Origin of the sequence: Achromobacter sp. SIMBA_011 (genome assembly GCF_046535435.1) — a bacterium.
Classification (GTDB): Bacteria; Pseudomonadota; Gammaproteobacteria; order Burkholderiales; family Burkholderiaceae_B; genus Achromobacter; species Achromobacter dolens.
This window is the reverse complement of sequence record NZ_JAWRWN010000002.1, coordinates 444005-461076: the sequence shown is the minus strand read 5'-3', so window position 1 is coordinate 461076 and position 17072 is coordinate 444005. Positions and strand designations below refer to the sequence as shown.

Annotated in this window: 17 protein-coding genes and 1 pseudogene; 9 read left to right on the top strand and 9 right to left on the bottom strand. The window is 68.9% G+C overall.

Annotated elements, in window-relative coordinates; translation table 11 throughout:
- Window positions 1-15 precede the first annotated feature (15 nt).
- The 4 genes from SB816_RS09385 to SB816_RS09370 all read right to left on the bottom strand — a co-directional run bounded on the left by SB816_RS09385 (window position 16) and on the right by SB816_RS09370 (window position 4050).
- A complete protein-coding gene (locus tag SB816_RS09385) occupies window positions 16-1011 on the bottom strand; it encodes a Bug family tripartite tricarboxylate transporter substrate binding protein (protein WP_054502062.1) in 996 nt (331 codons plus the stop codon).
- Window positions 1012-1125: 114 nt separating this feature from the next.
- Entirely contained in the window at window positions 1126-2232 is a 1107-nt protein-coding gene (locus tag SB816_RS09380) for an Ldh family oxidoreductase (protein WP_054502061.1), read from the bottom strand.
- 54 nt (window positions 2233-2286) lie between these two features.
- The gene (locus SB816_RS09375) at window positions 2287-3000 is read right to left on the bottom strand and encodes a FadR/GntR family transcriptional regulator (RefSeq protein ID WP_049073084.1); all 714 of its coding nucleotides are present in this window, start codon (window positions 2998-3000) and stop codon (window positions 2287-2289) included.
- Window positions 3001-3120: 120 nt separating this feature from the next.
- Window positions 3121-4050 carry a dihydrodipicolinate synthase family protein gene (locus SB816_RS09370; RefSeq protein ID WP_054502060.1) on the bottom strand — a complete coding sequence of 310 codons (930 nt, stop codon included), beginning with the start codon at window positions 4048-4050 and terminating at the stop codon, window positions 3121-3123.
- Window positions 4051-4282: 232 nt separating this feature from the next.
- Between SB816_RS09370 and SB816_RS09365 the strand changes: the two genes are divergently transcribed.
- The 3 genes from SB816_RS09365 (at window position 4283) to SB816_RS09355 (ending at window position 7446) form a co-directional block, all read left to right on the top strand.
- Complete coding sequence (locus SB816_RS09365) at window positions 4283-5281, top strand: tripartite tricarboxylate transporter substrate binding protein (RefSeq protein ID WP_410546840.1); 999 nt, start codon at window positions 4283-4285, stop codon at window positions 5279-5281.
- Window positions 5282-5354: 73 nt separating this feature from the next.
- Window positions 5355-6323 carry a Bug family tripartite tricarboxylate transporter substrate binding protein gene (locus SB816_RS09360; RefSeq protein ID WP_144654860.1) on the top strand — a complete coding sequence of 323 codons (969 nt, stop codon included), beginning with the start codon at window positions 5355-5357 and terminating at the stop codon, window positions 6321-6323.
- Between the two features lie 166 nt (window positions 6324-6489).
- The gene (locus SB816_RS09355; RefSeq protein ID WP_026384457.1) at window positions 6490-7446 is read left to right on the top strand and encodes a 2-hydroxyacid dehydrogenase; all 957 of its coding nucleotides are present in this window, start codon (window positions 6490-6492) and stop codon (window positions 7444-7446) included.
- A gap of 177 nt (window positions 7447-7623) precedes the next feature.
- Here SB816_RS09355 and SB816_RS09350 read toward each other — a convergent pair whose 3' ends face one another.
- The 3 genes from SB816_RS09350 to radA form a co-directional block, all read right to left on the bottom strand.
- Window positions 7624-7860 (bottom strand): hypothetical protein, encoded by a 237-nt coding sequence (locus SB816_RS09350; protein ID WP_054502058.1) that lies wholly within the window; start codon window positions 7858-7860, stop codon window positions 7624-7626.
- Window positions 7861-8063: 203 nt separating this feature from the next.
- A complete protein-coding gene (locus SB816_RS09345) occupies window positions 8064-8861 on the bottom strand; it encodes a sulfite exporter TauE/SafE family protein (RefSeq protein WP_054502057.1) in 798 nt (265 codons plus the stop codon).
- A 12-nt stretch (window positions 8862-8873) separates the two neighbouring features.
- Window positions 8874-10238 (bottom strand): DNA repair protein RadA, encoded by a 1365-nt coding sequence (gene radA, locus SB816_RS09340; protein WP_006396055.1) that lies wholly within the window; start codon window positions 10236-10238, stop codon window positions 8874-8876.
- 432 nt (window positions 10239-10670) lie between these two features.
- Here radA and SB816_RS09335 point away from each other — a divergent pair, with 432 nt between their 5' ends.
- Together SB816_RS09335 and hpaR are read left to right on the top strand one after the other, a co-directional pair.
- Window positions 10671-11306: a hypothetical protein gene (locus SB816_RS09335; protein WP_144654859.1), complete on the top strand. Its 636-nt coding sequence runs from the start codon at window positions 10671-10673 to the stop codon at window positions 11304-11306.
- A 114-nt stretch (window positions 11307-11420) separates the two neighbouring features.
- Complete coding sequence (hpaR, locus tag SB816_RS09330; RefSeq protein WP_054502418.1) at window positions 11421-11864, top strand: homoprotocatechuate degradation operon regulator HpaR; 444 nt, start codon at window positions 11421-11423, stop codon at window positions 11862-11864.
- A 1-nt stretch (window position 11865) separates the two neighbouring features.
- Here hpaR and hpaD read toward each other — a convergent pair whose 3' ends face one another.
- Together hpaD and hpaE are read right to left on the bottom strand one after the other, a co-directional pair.
- Window positions 11866-12717: a 3,4-dihydroxyphenylacetate 2,3-dioxygenase gene (gene hpaD / locus SB816_RS09325; protein ID WP_054502055.1), complete on the bottom strand. Its 852-nt coding sequence runs from the start codon at window positions 12715-12717 to the stop codon at window positions 11866-11868.
- Window positions 12718-12756: 39 nt separating this feature from the next.
- A complete protein-coding gene (gene hpaE, locus SB816_RS09320) occupies window positions 12757-14223 on the bottom strand; it encodes a 5-carboxymethyl-2-hydroxymuconate semialdehyde dehydrogenase (RefSeq protein WP_410546839.1) in 1467 nt (488 codons plus the stop codon).
- Window positions 14224-14409: 186 nt separating this feature from the next.
- Here hpaE and SB816_RS09315 point away from each other — a divergent pair.
- The 4 genes and pseudogenes from SB816_RS09315 to hpaH all read left to right on the top strand — a co-directional run.
- A pseudogene (locus SB816_RS09315) lies at window positions 14410-14793 on the top strand (4-hydroxyphenylacetate isomerase); the annotation flags it as partial.
- 15 nt (window positions 14794-14808) lie between these two features.
- Window positions 14809-15468, top strand: a complete 660-nt coding sequence (locus SB816_RS09310) for a fumarylacetoacetate hydrolase family protein (RefSeq protein WP_258955736.1) — start codon at window positions 14809-14811, stop codon at window positions 15466-15468.
- A gap of 21 nt (window positions 15469-15489) precedes the next feature.
- Window positions 15490-16239, top strand: coding sequence for a fumarylacetoacetate hydrolase family protein (locus SB816_RS09305; protein ID WP_049073071.1), 750 nt, complete (start codon window positions 15490-15492; stop codon window positions 16237-16239).
- Window positions 16240-16261: 22 nt separating this feature from the next.
- Window positions 16262-17065 carry a 2-oxo-hept-4-ene-1,7-dioate hydratase gene (gene hpaH / locus SB816_RS09300; protein ID WP_049073070.1) on the top strand — a complete coding sequence of 268 codons (804 nt, stop codon included), beginning with the start codon at window positions 16262-16264 and terminating at the stop codon, window positions 17063-17065.
- Window positions 17066-17072 lie beyond the last annotated feature (7 nt).

The window sequence follows — 17072 nt, the reverse complement described above, 5'->3', positions numbered from 1 at the left end:
TGTTGATACAGAACGCTAGTCCATGCGGGCGCCGGAGGCCTTGGCCGCCGCGCCCCATTTGGTGATTTCGGATTGGACAAAGGCCGAGAACGCCTTGGGGTCGTCGCCCACCACCACGAAGCCTACGCTTTCCAGCTTCTGCCGGATATCCGGTGAAGCCAGGGCTTTGACGGTGGCCTGGTTCAGCCGCTGAATGACGGCCGGCGGCGTCTTGGCCGGCGCCGACAGGCCGAACCATGATTCGGCGGCGAAGCCCGGGTAGCCGGACTCCGCGACCGTGGGCGTATCCGGATAGGCGGGATTGCGCTTGGCGCTGGCCACCGCCAGCGCGCGCAGCTTGCCGGACTTGACCTGCGGCAGCAGCGTGTCCTGGTTCAGGAACATCACCGACACGCGGCCGCCGATCATGTCGGTGATGGCGGCGGCGCCGCCCTTGTAGGGCACGTGCACCAGGTCGATCTTGGCGGCCTGCTTGAGCATCTCCATGGCCAGGTGGCCCGACGATCCATTGCCCGAGCTGGCGTGGGTGTACTTGCCCGGGTTGGCGCGCACCAGCTTGATGAAGTCGGCGAAGTTGGTGGCCGGGAAATCCATGTTGGCCACCAGCACGTTGGGCCCGGTGGCCAGCAGCGAGATGTGGGCGAAGTCGCTGTCGCGGTACGGCATGCTCTGGTAGAGCGAATAGCTGATGGCGTTCGAGCCCACCCCCGACAGCAGCAGCGTGTAGCCGTCGGGCTCGGCCTTGGCGACCACATCGGAACCGATGTTGCCGTTGGCGCCGCCCTTGTTCTCGACCACGACGCTCTGTCCCAGTTCCTTGGACAGCTCGGCGGCCAGCAGGCGTCCGACCGCGTCGGTGCTGCCGCCCGCGGGGAACGGCACGATCAGCTTGACCGGCCGTGTCGGCCAGTCCTGCGCCAGCAGCAGCCCCGGTGCGATCGCCGCGGCCGCGCCCAATGCCAGCGCGGCCAGTCCCAGCCGGCGGCGCGCCGGCGATGTCTTGTGTTGCATGGTTGTCTCCTTGTCGTGTTTTTCTAATGCTTGCCGCCCGGTGGCCGGGTCGGTGAATCAACGCGCGGGCAGGCCCGCGCGGCGGGGAAAACGTCATGCGACCGGGCGGAGGGCTCAGTCCAGCAGATACGGCACCGCGGCCCGCTGGCAGATCTCGCGCAGGCGCTTGGCGAGGGCGGGCGGGATCGGGATGCCCTGCTCGCGGCGGCGCGCGCGCTCGGCGGCCTCGGGTTCGCCGGCCACCAGCACCGGTTCGTCGGGCCGCGCCGGCGGGGTGTCGTGCAGCGTGTCGATCAGGTCGTCCATGTCCGACTCGAACGAGCCGCTGGCGCGGAAGGCGTCGGGATTGAGCGCCAGGAAGAAGTGGCCGACGTCGTCGGGTTCGCCGGGACGGCGCGTGACGTTGCGGCGCGCCGCCAGTGCGCTGCCGCTGAGCGTGCCGCCCAGGATCTGCGCCATCATCGCCAGGCCATAGCCCTTGTGGCTGCTCATGGCCGGCGTGCCGCCCAGCGGCGTCAGCCCGCCCTCGGGATGCTTGAAGATGAACTGCATGGCGCTGTCGGCCGCGGTGACAGGCTCGCCCTGCCCGTCCACCGCCCAGCCCGGCGGCAGCGGCTTGCCAAGGAAGTCATAGACCTTGACCTTGTTGGCCGCAACGGTGGTGGTGGCCATGTCGAGCACGAACGGCTCGTTATGCGCGGCCGGCGCGCCGAAGGCGATGGGGTTGGTGCCCAGCATGGGCATGGCGCCGCGCGTGGGCACCATGATGACGCCGTTGGCGCTGCTGGTGACCAGCCCGACCACGCCGCGCTCGACCGCGATGCGCGCATAGACGCCAGCCGCGCCGAAGTGATGCGAATTGCACACTGACACCGCGCCCACGCCATGCTCCAGCGCCTTGTCGACGGCCAGGTTCATGGCCTGCGCCGACACCGGGTAGCCCAGTCCGCCCATGCCGTCCAGCAGCGCGCTGGCGCCGCCGTCGCGCACCACGCGCGGGCGCGCGTCGAGCTTGAGCGTGCCCGCGCGCAGCTTTTCCTCGTATGACGGCAGCATCGAGATGCCGTGCGAATCGATGCCCAGCAGATCCGTCTCGGCCATCAGGCCGGCGGTGATGGCGGCCAGGTCGGGCGCCATGCCCCAGGCCTGCAACACGATCAGAATCTGTTCACGCACCTGCCCCGCCGATGCCGCTGTTCCTGCCGAACCATTGCCTTGCACGCGATGTCTCCTGCTGTTGTCAGTGTGAAGCTCCCGGACGGCGCGAGCGGCCGGTCAATCGCGTTCGCGGTCGACCAGCCGGTGGCGGGCCTGGCCCAGGTGGAATTGCATGGCGACCCGGGCGCGCTCGCCGTCCTGGGCGCGGATCGCGTCGAGGATGGTGGCGTGCTCGTCGAGGACGCGCTGGGCGCGCTGGCGCGACCCGGTGCGGGTCAGGTTGAGCGTCAGGCGCATGAAGCCATTGATGGACTCGTGGATGCTTTCCAGCACCCCGAGATAGAAGTCGTTGCCGGTGGCCTCGGTGATGCTGGCGTGGAACGCCAGGTCGGCCTCGGCCGACATCTGGCCGCGCGCCAGGCTGTCGGCGAAGGCGGCATGCGCGGCCTCGATCTTGTGCAACTGCTCGTCGGTGCGGCGCAGCGCCGCCAGCCTCGCGGCATCGCCCTCGAGCGCCACGCGCAACTCCTGCGCGCGCAGATAGGCGCCGACGTTGCCAACGTCGCTGAAGGCCGTCAGGCGCGGCGCCGGCTGGTGGCTGACGAAGGTGCCCAGGCCCTGGTGCGCGGTGATGAGGCCGTCGGCGCGCAGGCGCAACAGCGCTTCGCGCACCACCGGCCGCGACACGCCGAAGCGTTCGGAAATCTCGTTCTCGGAAGGCAGCTTATCGCCGACGTTGAGATTGCCGGCGACGATCTGCTCGAAGATCTGGCCGTAAAGTTGGTCGGCCAGCCGGACGCGATGGCCGCGTTCCAGCACCAGCGCGCCCATGGCGTCCGGCTCGGCGGACGCGGGCGGCGCGGAGGGAGGCGATGCTTTGGGTCGGGCCACGAAATCTCCTGGTGCGTATCGGCAGCGCTCATCGTACCGCCGTTGCCGCGCGCGCGGCCATCAGGCCGCGACGGCTTCGCGGTCCCACTCGGCCAGCGCGCGCGCCACCGGCGCGACCCGCTCGCGCTCGGCGCTGGAAATGCCGGTCAGCAGCGGCAGCATCGGGCCCATGTCGGCCACGCCCGACAGGGTCACGGCGTCGTGCAGCACACGGATCGGGCTGATCGCGTCGCGGCAGTCCTCCAGGCCCAGGTATTGGGCGCGCACCGACTCGGCCTCGTCGTAGCGGCCTTCCTTGAGCAGGCGCAGCAGGCGCATCGAGCCGCGCGGCGCCACGCAGACCGAGCCGGAGGTGAAGCTCTTCAGGCCGAAGTCGCGATAGTGGACGATGGCCGGGCGCTCGCCGATGCCGCTGACCACGCGATTGGCGTCCACGCTTTGCAGCAGCGCCGACAGGTAGGCGTCGCGCGCCGGGTCCTCGCGCACCACCGCATACTTGAACGCCACGATGCGGCCTTCCTCGACCAGCCGCGCCGCGGTGGCCGGGGCCAGGTAGTCGGCCGACTTGATGTAGACAACCGCCGGCTTGCCCAGCGCATCGGTGAAGCGGCGCACGCCGTCGGCCAGGCCGGCGTCGGTGTAGGGAAACGACATCGGCAGCAGCATGGCCGTGGGGAAGGCGCGGCCGCGCAGGATCGCCGCCTGGTCCATCATCTTGCCGAAATCGGGGCCGACCGACGGCAGGATCCAGGTGTCCGGCCCGGCCAGCGCGGCCAGCATATCGACGATGCGCGCGTATTCGCCCACGCCGACGTTGTAGAAGTTGGCATTGCCGCCGTACATCACGTTGCGCACCCCGCCCGCCTCCAGGTGCCGCAGCAGGGCCTGGTTGGCGGCTTCGTTCAGCGACAGGTCGGCATGGCGCGCCAGCGGCGGGACCGCGATGACGGAACGCTGCAGGTCCTGCACGGTGACCGGGGAGGTTTTCATGGCGGGTCTCCTGGCGGATTCCGAGGGGGAATCCAGTTGTTAGATGAGTAGCTTGGAAAAAGTATACTTGGTTGACAAGTAGACCCTCAATACCTATATTCGTTTTACAAGTCATCGGCATTCACGACGGCAAGGCGCGACAGACGCCGGCAGCATTCAGACCCGGGCCCCGGCCTGGCAGGAACACCCCACAAACGATGCGCGGCCACGCGCACACGAGGAGACGACTTCCATGCTTGCAGCCCCCTTGCGCGGCCGCCTGGCCCTTGCCGCCTGTCTGGCGGCGGCAGTCCTGTTGCCCGCCGCCGCGCGCGCCGCCGACTATCCGGCGCGCGACGTCAGGATCATCGTGCCCTTCCCCGCCGGCGGCACCGCCGACATCGCCGCGCGCGTGGTCGCGGCCGAACTGGGCAAGGCCTGGGGCAAGGCGGTGGTGGTGGACAACAAGGCGGGCGCGGGCGGCAACGTCGGCACCGCCGAAGCCGCCCGCGCCACGCCCGATGGCTACACGCTGCTGATGGGCACCGTCAGCACTCATGCGATCAACCAGTCCGTTTACGCCAAGCTGCCCTACGACCCGGTCAAGGACTTCACGCCGGTCACGCTGGTGATCCCGGTGCCCAACGTGCTGGAACTGAATCCGGCCTTTGCCGACAAGCACGGCATCCGCAGCGTGGCGGACCTGATCAAATACCTGAAGGCCAATCCCGGCAGCGTCAATATGGCCTCGACCGGCAACGGCACCTCGACCCACCTGTCGGGGGAACTATTCCAGACCATGACAGACACCCGCATGACGCACGTGCCCTACAAGGGCAGCAGCCCGGCCCTGACGGATGTGATGGCGGGGTCGGCCGACCTGATCTTCGACAACCTGCCGTCGTCGATGGGCTTCATCAAGGGCGGCAAGCTGCGGCCGCTGGCGGTCACCACCGCCACGCGCTCGCCGGCGCTGCCCGACGTGCCGACGCTGGCCGAGGCCGGCGTGCAAGGCTACGAGGCGTCCAGTTGGTTCGGCCTGCTGGCCCCGGCGGGCACGCCACAACAGATCGTCGACAAGGTCCAGCGCGATGTCGCCGCGGCGCTGCAGCAGGCGGCGGTGCGCGAACAATTGCAGGCCCAGGGCGCGACGCCCTCGGGCAACACGCCGGCGCAATTCACCCAGTTCATGGCGCGGGAAACCGTCAAATGGGCCGCGGTCGTGAAGCAATCGGGCGCCAAGGTCGACTGACCCGCGCCGATCCGGGCCCGGCCGCCACGCGTGGGCGCCGGGTTCCTCATCATCACGCGAACCAGGAGACATCATGAACAGATCGATCGGCGCGGTCGCGCTGTCCGCCGCCCTGCTTGCCGGGCCGGCGGTCCACGCCGCCGGCTATCCCACCAAGCCCGTCACGATGATCGTGCCGTTCGTGCCGGGCGGCTCGTCCGACATCACGGCGCGCAGCGTCACGCCGGGGCTGACGAAAGCGCTGGGCCAGACCTTCGTGGTCGAGAACAAGCCGGGCGCCAACAGCGCCATCGGCGCGCAGGCGCTGGCCCGCGCCACGCCCGACGGCTACACCATGATGGTCGGCTCGATCGGCACCTTCGCCATCAACGAGGCGCTGTACAAGAACCTCTCGTACAACCCGAGCAAGGACTTCGAGTACCTCACGCAGGCGGTGCGCAACCCCAACGTGCTGGTGGCCTCGCCGTCGTTCCCGGCCAGCACGGTGGCCGAGCTGGTGGACTATGCGAACAAGAATCCGGGCAAGGTTTCATACGCTTCGTCCGGCACGGGCTCGTCCGACCACCTGTCGGCGGTGATGTTCCGCCAGCGCACCCAGACCTCGGGCGTGGACGTGCCGTATCGCGGCGGCGGCGCCGCCATCGCCGACCTGATCGGCGGCCAGGTCAACGTGTCGTTCCAGAACCTGGGCGCGGTGCAGACGCACATCAAGGCCGGCAAGCTCAAGGCGCTGGCCATCACCGGCGACGCGCGCGCGGCGGACCTGCCGGACGTGCCGACGCTGGCCGAGGCCGGCATCAAGGACATGGTGGTGTATTCGTGGCAGGGCTTCGCGGTGCCCAAGGGCACCCCGCCGGCCGTAGTGCAGCAGTTGACCAAGGCCCTGCAGACCGCCCTGCGCGATCCGCAGACCGAGAAGACGCTGCAGGGCCTGGGCTTCGAGGTGGTGGCGAACACGCCGCAGCAGTTCAGCGCGTTCCAGCAGGCCGAGGTCAAGCGCTGGAAGGACGTGATCCAGAAGGCAGATATCCAGCTGGAGTAAGGCTGCTTGAAATGGGCTGCTTGGGGCAGGCAGCCTTGGGCAGCCTGATTCGAGCCCGCCGCTCAAGGGCGCGGCCCGGGAGGGTTCCCGCGGCCCGCGCCTTGTCAGCCGGATTCAAGGCCGGATCAAGTAGCATGAAGGTTTCGCCACCCACCTGTACGACAACATGACCACCAAGCATCGCATCATCCAGGTCGGCTCGCTGGCCGGCTCGCCCTCCGCCAACCAGCGCCTCGCCGAGCGCTACGACGTCATCGAGCTCTGGAAGCAGCCGGACCGCAAGGCCGCCCTGGCCGAACTCGGCAAGGGCGTCACGGCCGTCGTCACCTCGGCCAACTTCGGCGCCAACGCCGAACTCATCAACGCCCTGCCCGACCTGAAGGCCATCTGCAGTTGGGGCGTGGGCTACGAGACCATCGACGTGCAGGCCGCGCATGCGCGCGGCGTGCAGGTCAGCAACACGCCCGACGTGCTGACCGATTGCGTGGCGGACCTGGCCTGGGGCCTGATGATCGCAGGCGCCCGCCGCATGGGCCAGGGCGAACGCTTCGTGCGCGCCGGCCAGTGGGGCCAGGTGCACGGCAGCATTCCGCTGGGCCAGCGCGTCAGCGGCAAGAAGCTCGGCATCGTGGGCCTGGGCCGCATCGGCGAGGCCATCGCCCGCCGCGGCATCGGCTTCGATATGCAGGTGCGTTATCACAACCGCAGGAAGCGCGACGACGTCGATTACGGCTACGAGGCCTCGCTGACCGACCTGGCGGCCTGGGCCGACTTCCTGGTCGTGGCCACCGTGGGCGGCCCGGCCACGCGCCACCTGGTCAATCGCGAGGTGCTGGAAGCGCTCGGCCCGCGCGGCATCATCGTCAACATCGCGCGCGGCCCGGTCATCGACGAGGCCGCGCTGGTGGCCGCGCTGGAGGCCGGCAAGCTCGGCTGCGCCGCGCTCGACGTGTTCGAGCACGAGCCCAAGGTGCCCGAGGCCCTGATCAAGAGCGACCAGGCGGTGCTGCTGCCGCACATCGGCAGCGCCACGCTGGAAACGCGCCAGGCCATGGAAGACCTGATGCTGGAGAACCTGGCGGCGTATTTCGATACCGGCCGCGTGATCACGCCAGTGGATTGACACGGGCCTGCCCCGCGGCGCCGCCCGCGCCACGGGGCAGGCCGCACGCCGCGGGCGGAACACATGAAAAAAGCCTCTCGGCGCCCATACCGAGAGGCTTTCGACTTCCGGGCCCGAAGCCCGTCCGCCGTGCAAAGGAACTGCGCGGATCTCGCGATCCGGTACTGCGCGGCCGACTTACTTGGCGGGAGCCGTGGCCCCCGATTGATCCACCTTGGCGGCGCCCGATTTCTCGGTGCCCTGCTTGGCGGACGTCTTGTCGGACTTGTGATGCTTGTGCTGCGCGTGGGTCTTGGTGTCGCCTGCCTTGGTCGTGGCGTCGGCGCCCGCCGCGAACGCCGAAGGCGCGGCAGCGAGACCGAGGCACAAGGCCGACGTGGACAGGAACGCAGCGATACGGGAGTGAGTCGTCATTACATGTACTCCTAATGGTGAAGACCCGAGGGCTGCCCCTCCGGCCTTGCCAACACGGGGCGGCAACATCGCCGCAAAACCCGTACTCCGTTGGAGCCCGCACCGCCACGAAGGTTCAGCGGGACGCGCGGAATTTTCGCGCCCTTTCCGACGTTAACGCTTGGTCATGGGATCGTGACAATCGAGCGGCCCCGCCGCGCCGCTCAGCTTTCAAATACCAGCAGCGCCACGGTGGCAAACAGCATCGCCGCGAAGCAGGCTCTCAGCTTGCGTTCAGGCAGACGGTAAGCCAGGCGCACGCCCACCGGCACGAACAACAGGCTGCCCGCCGCCAGGGGCAAGCCCACCCACCAGTCGGCCTTGCCCGCCCAGGAATACGTCACCAGCGCCACGGCCGAGCCGGGAATCACCATGCACAGGGCCAGCGCCTGCGCCGTGGTCTGCGACAGGCGAAAGACCGACGTGATGATGGGCACGGCGAGCACCGCGCCGCCGACACCGAAGAAGCCGCCCAGCGTGCCGCACAGCACGCCCAGCGCGGTCGCGCGACGCGGCGTGAACGCCGGCGCTTCCCCGGCGGGTAGGCCGCCTTTCCTGGTGGCCGGCCGGGCAGCGGGCGGGACGCTTCCGGCGCGCCAGGTCTGCCATGCATAGAACAGCGCGATGAAGAACAGGAACACGGCGAAGCTCAGGCGCAGCACGCCCGGCTCGATGCCCAGCGCCAGCCGCGCGCCGACCCAGGTGAACACTACCGCCCCACCCGCGCCGGCCAGCGCCACGCGGCGGTCGATGCGGGTCTGCTGGTTGTACTTGCGCACCGCCATCATGATGGTGGGCAACACCATGATAAGCGCGGTGCCCTGCGCCAGTTGCTGCGGCATGTCCAGCAGCAGCACCAGCGCCGGAATCGCGATCAGGCCGCCGCCGATGCCCAGCACGCCGCCCATGAAGCCAATGAGGCATCCCGCGCCCAGGCACAGGGCGATCAGCAAAAGACTCACTCGGGGCTCCCGTCAGCGCAACTTGTCGAGCGCGGCGTCGAGCCGGTCCACCGCCCAGATCTCCAGCCCCTCGATGGGCTGGCGCGGGGCGTTGGCCTTGGGGATGAGCGCGATCGAGAAGCCCAGCTTGGCGGCTTCGCGCAGGCGTTCCTGGCCGCGCGGCGCGGGCCGGATCTCGCCCGCCAGCCCGACTTCGCCGAAGGCGATCAGGCCGCGCGGCAGGGGCCGGTCGCGCAGCGACGACATGATGGCCAGCAGCACCGGCAGGTCGGCCGCGGGCTCGGTGATGCGCACCCCGCCGACGGCGTTGACGAACACGTCCTGGTCGAAGGTCGACACGCCGGCATGGCGGTGCAGCACGGCCAGCAGCATCGCCAGGCGGTTGCCCTCCAGGCCGACCGTCAGGCGGCGCGGATTGGGCGCGTGGGAGCTGTCCACCAGCGCCTGGATCTCGACCAGCAGCGGGCGGGTGCCCTCCTGCGTGGCCATCACGCAGGAGCCGGCCACCTGCTGCTCGTGCTGCGACAGGAACAGCGCCGACGGGTTGGCCACGCCGCGCAGGCCGCGGTCGGTCATGGCGAACACGCCCAGCTCGTTGACCGCGCCGAAGCGGTTCTTGAAGGCGCGCACCAGCCGGAAAGACGAGTGCGTGTCGCCCTCGAAGTACAGCACCGTGTCGACGATGTGTTCGAGCACGCGTGGTCCCGCCAGCGCGCCGTCCTTGGTGACGTGGCCAATCATGACGATGGCGATGCCGGTCTGCTTGGCCAGGCGCGTCAATTGGGCGGCGCACTCGCGCACCTGCGACACCGAGCCGGGCGCCGCGGTCAGCTCGCCGCTGTAGAGGGTCTGGATCGAGTCGATCACGGCCACGCTGGGCTTCTGCTCGGACACTGCGGCCTGGATCGCCTCCAGGCGGATTTCCGCCAACAGGTTGACGTTGCCGGTCTGCAGTCCCAGCCGGCGCGCGCGCAGCGCCACCTGCTCGGCCGATTCCTCGCCGGTGACGTAGAGCACGTTGGTGCTTTCGGACAGCGAGGCCAGCGCCTGCAGCAGCAGGGTCGACTTGCCGATGCCGGGGTCGCCGCCGATCAGCACCACGGCGCCGGCCACCAGGCCGCCGCCCAGCACGCGGTCGAATTCCTCCAGCCCGGTGGGGGTGCGCGGGGTTTCACGCGCCTCGATCTCGGACAGGCTGCGCACCGGGCTGCTGGAGGCCAGCGGCGCATAGCGGTGCGAGGCCGCGGCGGCCGGCGCGGCCGACTCCACGGTTTCTTCGAGGGTGTTCCAGGCATTGCAGTGCGGACACTTGCCTTGCCATTTCGGAGTGGTGCCGCCGCATTCGGCGCATACATAGACGGTTCGGGTTTTGGCCATGGGCGCAAGTTTACCGGCACTGGACGGTGCCGGGGGGCCGCCGCCGCGTCGCCACGGCGCGCATCCACGGCAGGTTTTGCCCCGCCCTGGTGCAGCCAGCTTTCAATTGGCTTGCACAAACAGGGACGCGTCATAGTTACACCATGCAAACAGAAGAAATTCGCTGGCAGATTTCTGCAAATCGCGCATAATCACCGGGTGATGCGCAATGTTGAACCGTCGGTTATTTGGCGGCATACCCGGCGCCGCCGCCCGCCAGGACGGCACGACGGGAATCGCGGCGCATCGCAAGACGCTTGGGCCGCAAACGCGGCCACCTAAACCGGAACAAGACCCGCCCCTGGACGAGACCGCCGGACCACCGGCGCGGCACAGGCCAAGGTCAGACGCGGATACGCCTTGCCACCAGGCGTATGCGCGAGGAGTACGCGCATGAGCATTACCTATCGCCCCCCCTTCGACGAAGACGACGAACTGGATTTGCGCGCCCTGTATCGCAAGCCCAGGGCCGGCGGCAGCCCCGAACTGGATGCGGCGGTGCGCCGCACCTGGCATCCCGGCCGCAGTTGGCACCCGGGCTGGGCCGCAGCCGCCTGCGCGGCGCTGGTCGCCGGCCTGTTCGCCTGGACCGACATGCGTGAAAACGCGGAAATGGCCGACATGACGCCGCAACTGGCCGTGTCGCACGAACCGGCCATCAACATCGAACGCGGCCCGGCGCCGCGGCCGGAGGTCGCCGAAGCGCCCGCGCCGCAGCCGGCGTCCGCGCCGGTGCAGCGCGCCGCGGTGCAGACACCCGCCGACGCCCCCGCCCAGCAGGCCAGCGTCGACGCCACGCCGGCTGCCGCCACGGCCGCAGCCGAACAGCCGGCCGAGGCGGCCAGCAGCGAGCCGGTCGCCTTCAGCGAACAGGACATCGAGACTCGCGTGGCGCACATCCGCGCCTTGATGCAGGACGACCAGCAGGAAGAGGCCGTGACGGCGCTGCGCGAATTGCAGCAGGGCGCCCCCGACCTGACCCTGCCCGACGACCTGCAGGAACTGGCGCAGCAGAACCCCGCGTCCTGACCCCGTTTCCGCGTTCCGTTTTACCCGTCCAGGCCCGCCATCGTTGCGGGCCTGGACGTTGATACCCCCGAGATCTGGTCAGAAACTGATCGGCTTCTTGCTAACATGGCCAACATGAGTCCGAGCTTCCACCACCGCAACCTTCCCCACCTGCTGCTTTACGCGCGTGAAACCCTGATGGCGCATTTCCGCCCGATCCTGCACGCGGCCGGCGTCACCGAACAGCAATGGCGGGTGTTGCGCACGCTGAGCGAAGTCGGCGCGATGGAACCCAACCAGATCGCCCGCAGTTGCCAGATCCTCAGCCCCAGCCTGACCCGCATGCTGGCGGGCATGGAAGAACAGGGCCTCATCAAGCGGGTTCGCTCGAACGCGGATCAACGGCGCCAGGAGATTTCGCTGACGCCCAAGAGCAATAAACTGATCGACCGCATGCGGCCGCAGGTGGATGCCAAGTACCAGGAAATCGAGGACCGGATCGGCAAGGAATTGCTCGACCGCCTGTACGCCGACGTCGACGCGATGGTCGACCTGATCAAGCGCGACCCGACCGAATGAATCAGTCCGGCACGGGCAGGATCGCGTTGATCTGGCCCGTGCCCGAACTGGTGAAGTAGTCCGTGACGATCTCGGCCGGCCGGTCGTAGGCATCCCAGCCCAGCAGCCCCAGCAACATGGCGGTGTCGTGCATGCCGCCCTCGCCCACGCACAGCTCGGCGTATTCCGGCAGCATGGCGCAGAACGTCTTCCAGTCGCCCTGGCGCCACAGGTCCACCACCCGCAGGTCGACCTGGCGGTAAAACTCGCGGCTGATGTTATGCATGGCGGCCTCGGGGCTGCCGTTGTCGTTGAAGCGGTGCGACAGCGAACCGCTGGCCAGCACCGCGACGCGGCTGTCGCTCTGCGCGATGGCCTGGCGCAGGGCCGCGCCGAAACGACGGCTGTCGTCCAGCGAATGCCAGGCGCACCAGGCCGCCACCGACACCACCTTGAAGCGGTCGTCGCCATTCATGTAGCGCATCGGCACCAGCGTGCCGTATTCCAGTTCCAGGCTGGCGATCTCGTGCGCGCGGGTGGGCACGCCGGCGGCGCCGGCGCATTCGGCGATGCGCCGGCCCAGCGCCGGGTCGCCGCGGTAGGCGTAATCCATGTCCTGGATGAAGTGCGGCAGCTCGTTGCTGGTGTAGCGGCCGGCGAAGCGTTCATTGCAGTTGATGTGGTAGCCGGCGTTCACCAGCCAATGCACGTCCAGCACCACCAGCGTATCCACGTCCAGGTCGCGGCAGCGCTGGCCGATGATCCGATGGCCCTGGATCGCGGCTTCGCGGCAGCCGTGATGGCGGCCGGGCATTTCAGATAAGTACATCGACGGCACGTGCGTTACCTTGGCCGCCAGCGCGAGCTTGCCCATGATGCGTGTCTCCTGTTGTTTTCGGTATCCGGGCGCCTGTCAGATGCCCCACTTCGGAATGGGGTGGCTGCCCATCGAGACGCAGACGTTCTTGATCTCGGCGAACACTTCGTAGCTGTATTCCCCGCCCTCGCGGCCGGTGCCGGATTCCTTGGTGCCACCGAACGGCTGGCGCAGGTCGCGCACGTTCTGGCTGTTGATGAACACCATGCCGGCCTCGATGCCGCGCGCCAGCCGGTGGGCGCGGCCGATGTCGCGGGTCCAGATGTAGGAGGCCAGGCCATACTTGACGTCGTTGGCCAGCGCCAGGCCGTGGGCCTCGTCCTTGAACGGAATCAGGCAGGCGACGGGCCCGAAGATCTCTTCCTGGGCGCAGCGCATGCGGTTGTCGACGTCGGCCAGCACCGTGGGCCGCACGAAATTGCCGCCGGCCAGGTGCGCCGGCAGGCCCCGCGGCGCGTCGGCGCCGCCCGCCAGGATGCGCGCGCCCTCTTCCTTGGCCAGGCGGATGTAGCCGGTGACCTTTTCCCAGTGCTGGCGGGTGATCATCGCGCCCACATTGGTCTTGTCATCAGTCGGGTCGCCCACCACCAGGCGATTGGCGCGCTCGGCGAAGCGGCGCACGAAGTCATCGTAAATCGATTCCTGCACGAAGATGCGCGAGCCCGCGGTGCAGCGCTCGCCATTGAGCGAGAAGATGGTGAACAGCGCCGCGTCCAGCGCGCGCTCGACGTCGGCGTCGTCGAACACCAGCACCGGCGACTTGCCGCCCAGCTCCATCGAGAACTTCTTGATGCCGCCCGCGTTCGCCATGATCTTCTTGCCGGTGACGGTGCCGCCGGTGAACGAGATCGCGCGCACCCCGGGATGGCGCACCAGCGCGTCGCCGGCGGTGGCGCCATAACCCTGCACCACGTTGAGCACGCCGGGCGGGATGCCGGCCTCCAGCGCCAGCAGGCCGAGCTGGTCGGCGGTCAATGGCGACAGCTCCGACATCTTCAGCACGGCGGTATTGCCCAGCGCCAGGCAGGGCGCGGTCTTCCAGGTCGCGGTCATGAAGGGCACGTTCCAAGGCGACACCAGCGCGCACACCCCGACCGGCTGGTACAGCGTGTAGTTCAGCATCTGGTCGTCCACGGGATAAGTGTGGCCGTTCATGCGGGTGCAGACTTCGGCGAAGAAGGTGAAGTTCTCGGAGGCGCGCGGGATCAGTTGTTTGCGCGTCTGCGAGATGGGCAGGCCGGTATCGCGGGTTTCCAGCTCGGCCAACTGCGGCACGTTGCGGTCGATCAGTTCGCCCAGGCGGCGCATCAGCCGCGCGCGTTCCTTGGCGGGCGTGCCGGCCCACTTGGGAAAGGCCTCGGCCGCGGCGGCCACGGCGGCGTCGATCTCGGCCTGGCCGCCGGCGGCCACGTCGTCGATGGCCTCGCCCGTGGCCGGGTTGAAGGTGGTGAAGCGGTCGGCGCTGTCGACCTGCCTGCCATTGATCCAGTGCTTGATGCTCACGTGCGTCTCCTCGCCTTGGGCGGACGGCCGGCGCCAATGCGGCGGGCGGCTCGACATTTTAGTTAACTCGTTAACTTTATGCGTCGGCGATGGCGCTGTCAACGACGGAAAACCCCTGTCGCGCGGCTGCGCGGACGATTGCCGCCGACGCCCTTTTTTCGCTATGATAATTAACATGCTAACAATATGCCGGAGGGGGCTGGTCCCGCGCCTGTCATGCCACATATCTGGATCGAGTACTCCGCCAACCTGGACCTGGACACCCGCGCCCTGATGCGCGTGGTGCAGGACGCCGCCGTCGGCGACGGCAGCCTCTATCCGCTGGCCGGCGCCCGTACCCGCGCCGTGCGGATCGATGACTACCTGATCGCGGACGGCCATCCCGACAACGCCTTCGTGCACGTGCTCCTGCGCATCGGCCACGGCCGCAGCGCCGCGCAGCAGGCGGCATTGGGCGAACGCACGTTCCAGGCCCTGCGCGACGCGCTGGCGCCGGAGATGGCGCGCCGGCCGCTGGGCCTGTCGCTGCAGGTGGAAGAAGCCGACGCGGTGCTCAACTACAAGCACAGCAACTATCGCGAATACCTGGCGGCCCGCGCCGCCGCGCTGCCGCGCACGGTGGCGGGCGCCGCGCTCAATACGCGCCAGGCGCTGGCCGCGCTGGGCGAGGCGGTGAACGCGCCGCCCTACCAGGCCGCGCCGCGCGCGCCGGTGCTGTACATCAAGCCGGCCAATACCTATGCCGCCGACGGCGACGCGATCACGCTGCCCGCCGACATGCCCCAGGTGCGCATCGGCGCCACCCTGGGCATCGTGTTCGGCCGGCGCGCCAGCCGCGTCAGCGAAGCCGAGGCGCTGTCCCACGTGGCCGGCTATCGCGTGGTGGCCGATCTGTCGGCCCCGCACGACAGCTATTTCCGTCCAGCGCTCAAGCAGCAGTGCCGCGACGGCTTCTGCCCGATCGGCCGCGCGCTGGCACCGGTGTCGTCCGTGGCGGACCCGGACGCGCTCGCCATCGAGGTCTGGATCGACGGCGCACTGGCGCAGCGCGCCAGCACCGCCGACCTGGTGCGGCCGGTGGCACGCCTGATCGCCGACGTCACCGCGTTCATGAGCTTCGAACCGGGCGACATCCTGCTGGCCGGGGCCCGCGCCGACGCGCCGCTGGCGCATGCGGGCCAACGCTACGAGATCCGCATCGACCAGGTCGGCACGCTCGGCAACACGCTCATCGCCGGCGCCTGAGGCGTCCCCACGGAACCCGCCATGAAACACGCACGCATCGCCCACGAAGGCGCCATCCACGCCGCCACCGACGCCGGCCACGGCCAGATCCGCCTGGCCGACGGCCGCCTGCTGGCCGAGGACGCGGTGACCTGGCTGCCGCCGATCGAGCCGCGCACCACTTTCACGCTGGCCATCAACTATGCCGACCATGCCAAGGAACTGGCGTTCAAGGCGCCGCCCGAACCGCTCGGCTTCCTGAAGGCAGCCAATACCTTTGTCGGCCATCGCGCGCAGACGCTGCGGCCGGCGGACGTGGGCTTCATGCACTACGAATGCGAGCTGGCCGTGGTGATCGGCAAGACCGCGCGCAACGTCACGCGCGAGCAGGCCTATGACTACGTGGCCGGCTACACCGTGGCCAACGACTACGCGCTGCGCGACTACCTGGAGAACTGGTATCGCCCCAACCTGCGCGTCAAGAGCCGCGACACCTGCACCCCGCTGGGGCCATGGCTGGTGGACCGCGACGACGTGGCCGACCCGATGAACCTGGACCTGCGCACCACCGTCAACGGCGTCGAGACCCAGCGCGGCAACACCCGCGACATGGTGTTCGACATCCCCGCCCTGATCGCGTACTTCAGCGGCTTCATGACGCTGTCGCCCGGCGACCTGATCCTGACCGGCACCCCGGACGGCATCGTCAACGTCCAGCCGGGCGACGAGGTCGTGACCGAGATCGACGGCATCGGCCGTCTGGTCAACACGCTGGTGCCCTGCCCCGCCTGACCCCCCTACCTGGACACCCCGCATGCTCGATTCCACCACCGTGCGCGCGCTGGCCGCGCGCCTGCACGACGCCGAACGCACCCGCCAGCAGATCCGCCAGATCTCGCTGGAACACCCCGACATCACCATCGCCGACGCCTACGCCATCCAGCGCGCCTGGATGGACATCAAGCTGGCCGAGGGCCGCGTCAAGCGTGGCCACAAGATCGGCCTGACCTCGCGCGCCATGCAGTTGTCGTCGCAGATCGACGAACCCGATTTCGGCATGTTGCTCGATGACATGTTCTTCGAGGACGGCGGCGACATTCCCGCCGGCCGCTTCATCCTGCCCCGGCTGGAAGTGGAGCTGGCCTTCGTGCTGGGCAAGCGCCTGCAAGGGCCGAACGTGACCCTGTTCCAGGTATACGACGCGGTGGACTACGTGATCCCGGCGCTGGAGATCATCGATGCCCGCTCGCACGGCATCGACCCCGACAGCAAGCGTCCGCGCAAGGTGTTCGACACCATCGCCGACAACGCGGCCAACGCCGGCGTGGTGATGGGCGGGCGGCCGGTGAAGATCGGCGAGCTGGACCTGCGCTGGATCGGCGCGATCCTGTCGCGCAACGCGGTGATCGAGGAAACCGGCGTGGCCGCCGGCGTCTTGAACCATCCGGCCAATGGCGTAGTATGGCTGGCGAACAAGCTGGCCGCGCACGAGGTGGCGCTGGAAGCGGGCGAGATCATCCTGTCGGGTTCCTTTACCCGGCCGGTGGCCGCGCGCCCCGGCGACACCTTCAACGTCGACTACGGCGTGCTCGGCTCCGTCAACTGCCACTTCATCTGACCTCAAC

Coding starts and splice junctions, on each gene's coding strand:
- SB816_RS09385 (WP_054502062.1), bottom strand. CDS start 1,011: ATGCAACACAAGACATCGCCGGCGCGCCGCCGGCTGGGACTGGCCGCG.
- SB816_RS09375 (WP_049073084.1), bottom strand. CDS start 3,000: ATGGGCGCGCTGGTGCTGGAACGCGGCCATCGCGTCCGGCTGGCCGAC.
- SB816_RS09370 (WP_054502060.1), bottom strand. CDS start 4,050: ATGAAAACCTCCCCGGTCACCGTGCAGGACCTGCAGCGTTCCGTCATC.
- SB816_RS09365 (WP_410546840.1), top strand. CDS start 4,283: ATGCTTGCAGCCCCCTTGCGCGGCCGCCTGGCCCTTGCCGCCTGTCTG.
- SB816_RS09360 (WP_144654860.1), top strand. CDS start 5,355: ATGAACAGATCGATCGGCGCGGTCGCGCTGTCCGCCGCCCTGCTTGCC.
- SB816_RS09355 (WP_026384457.1), top strand. CDS start 6,490: ATGACCACCAAGCATCGCATCATCCAGGTCGGCTCGCTGGCCGGCTCG.
- SB816_RS09350 (WP_054502058.1), bottom strand. CDS start 7,860: ATGACGACTCACTCCCGTATCGCTGCGTTCCTGTCCACGTCGGCCTTG.
- radA (WP_006396055.1), bottom strand. CDS start 10,238: ATGGCCAAAACCCGAACCGTCTATGTATGCGCCGAATGCGGCGGCACC.
- SB816_RS09335 (WP_144654859.1), top strand. CDS start 10,671: ATGAGCATTACCTATCGCCCCCCCTTCGACGAAGACGACGAACTGGAT.
- hpaR (WP_054502418.1), top strand. CDS start 11,421: ATGAGTCCGAGCTTCCACCACCGCAACCTTCCCCACCTGCTGCTTTAC.
- hpaD (WP_054502055.1), bottom strand. CDS start 12,717: ATGGGCAAGCTCGCGCTGGCGGCCAAGGTAACGCACGTGCCGTCGATG.
- SB816_RS09305 (WP_049073071.1), top strand. CDS start 15,490: ATGAAACACGCACGCATCGCCCACGAAGGCGCCATCCACGCCGCCACC.
- hpaH (WP_049073070.1), top strand. CDS start 16,262: ATGCTCGATTCCACCACCGTGCGCGCGCTGGCCGCGCGCCTGCACGAC.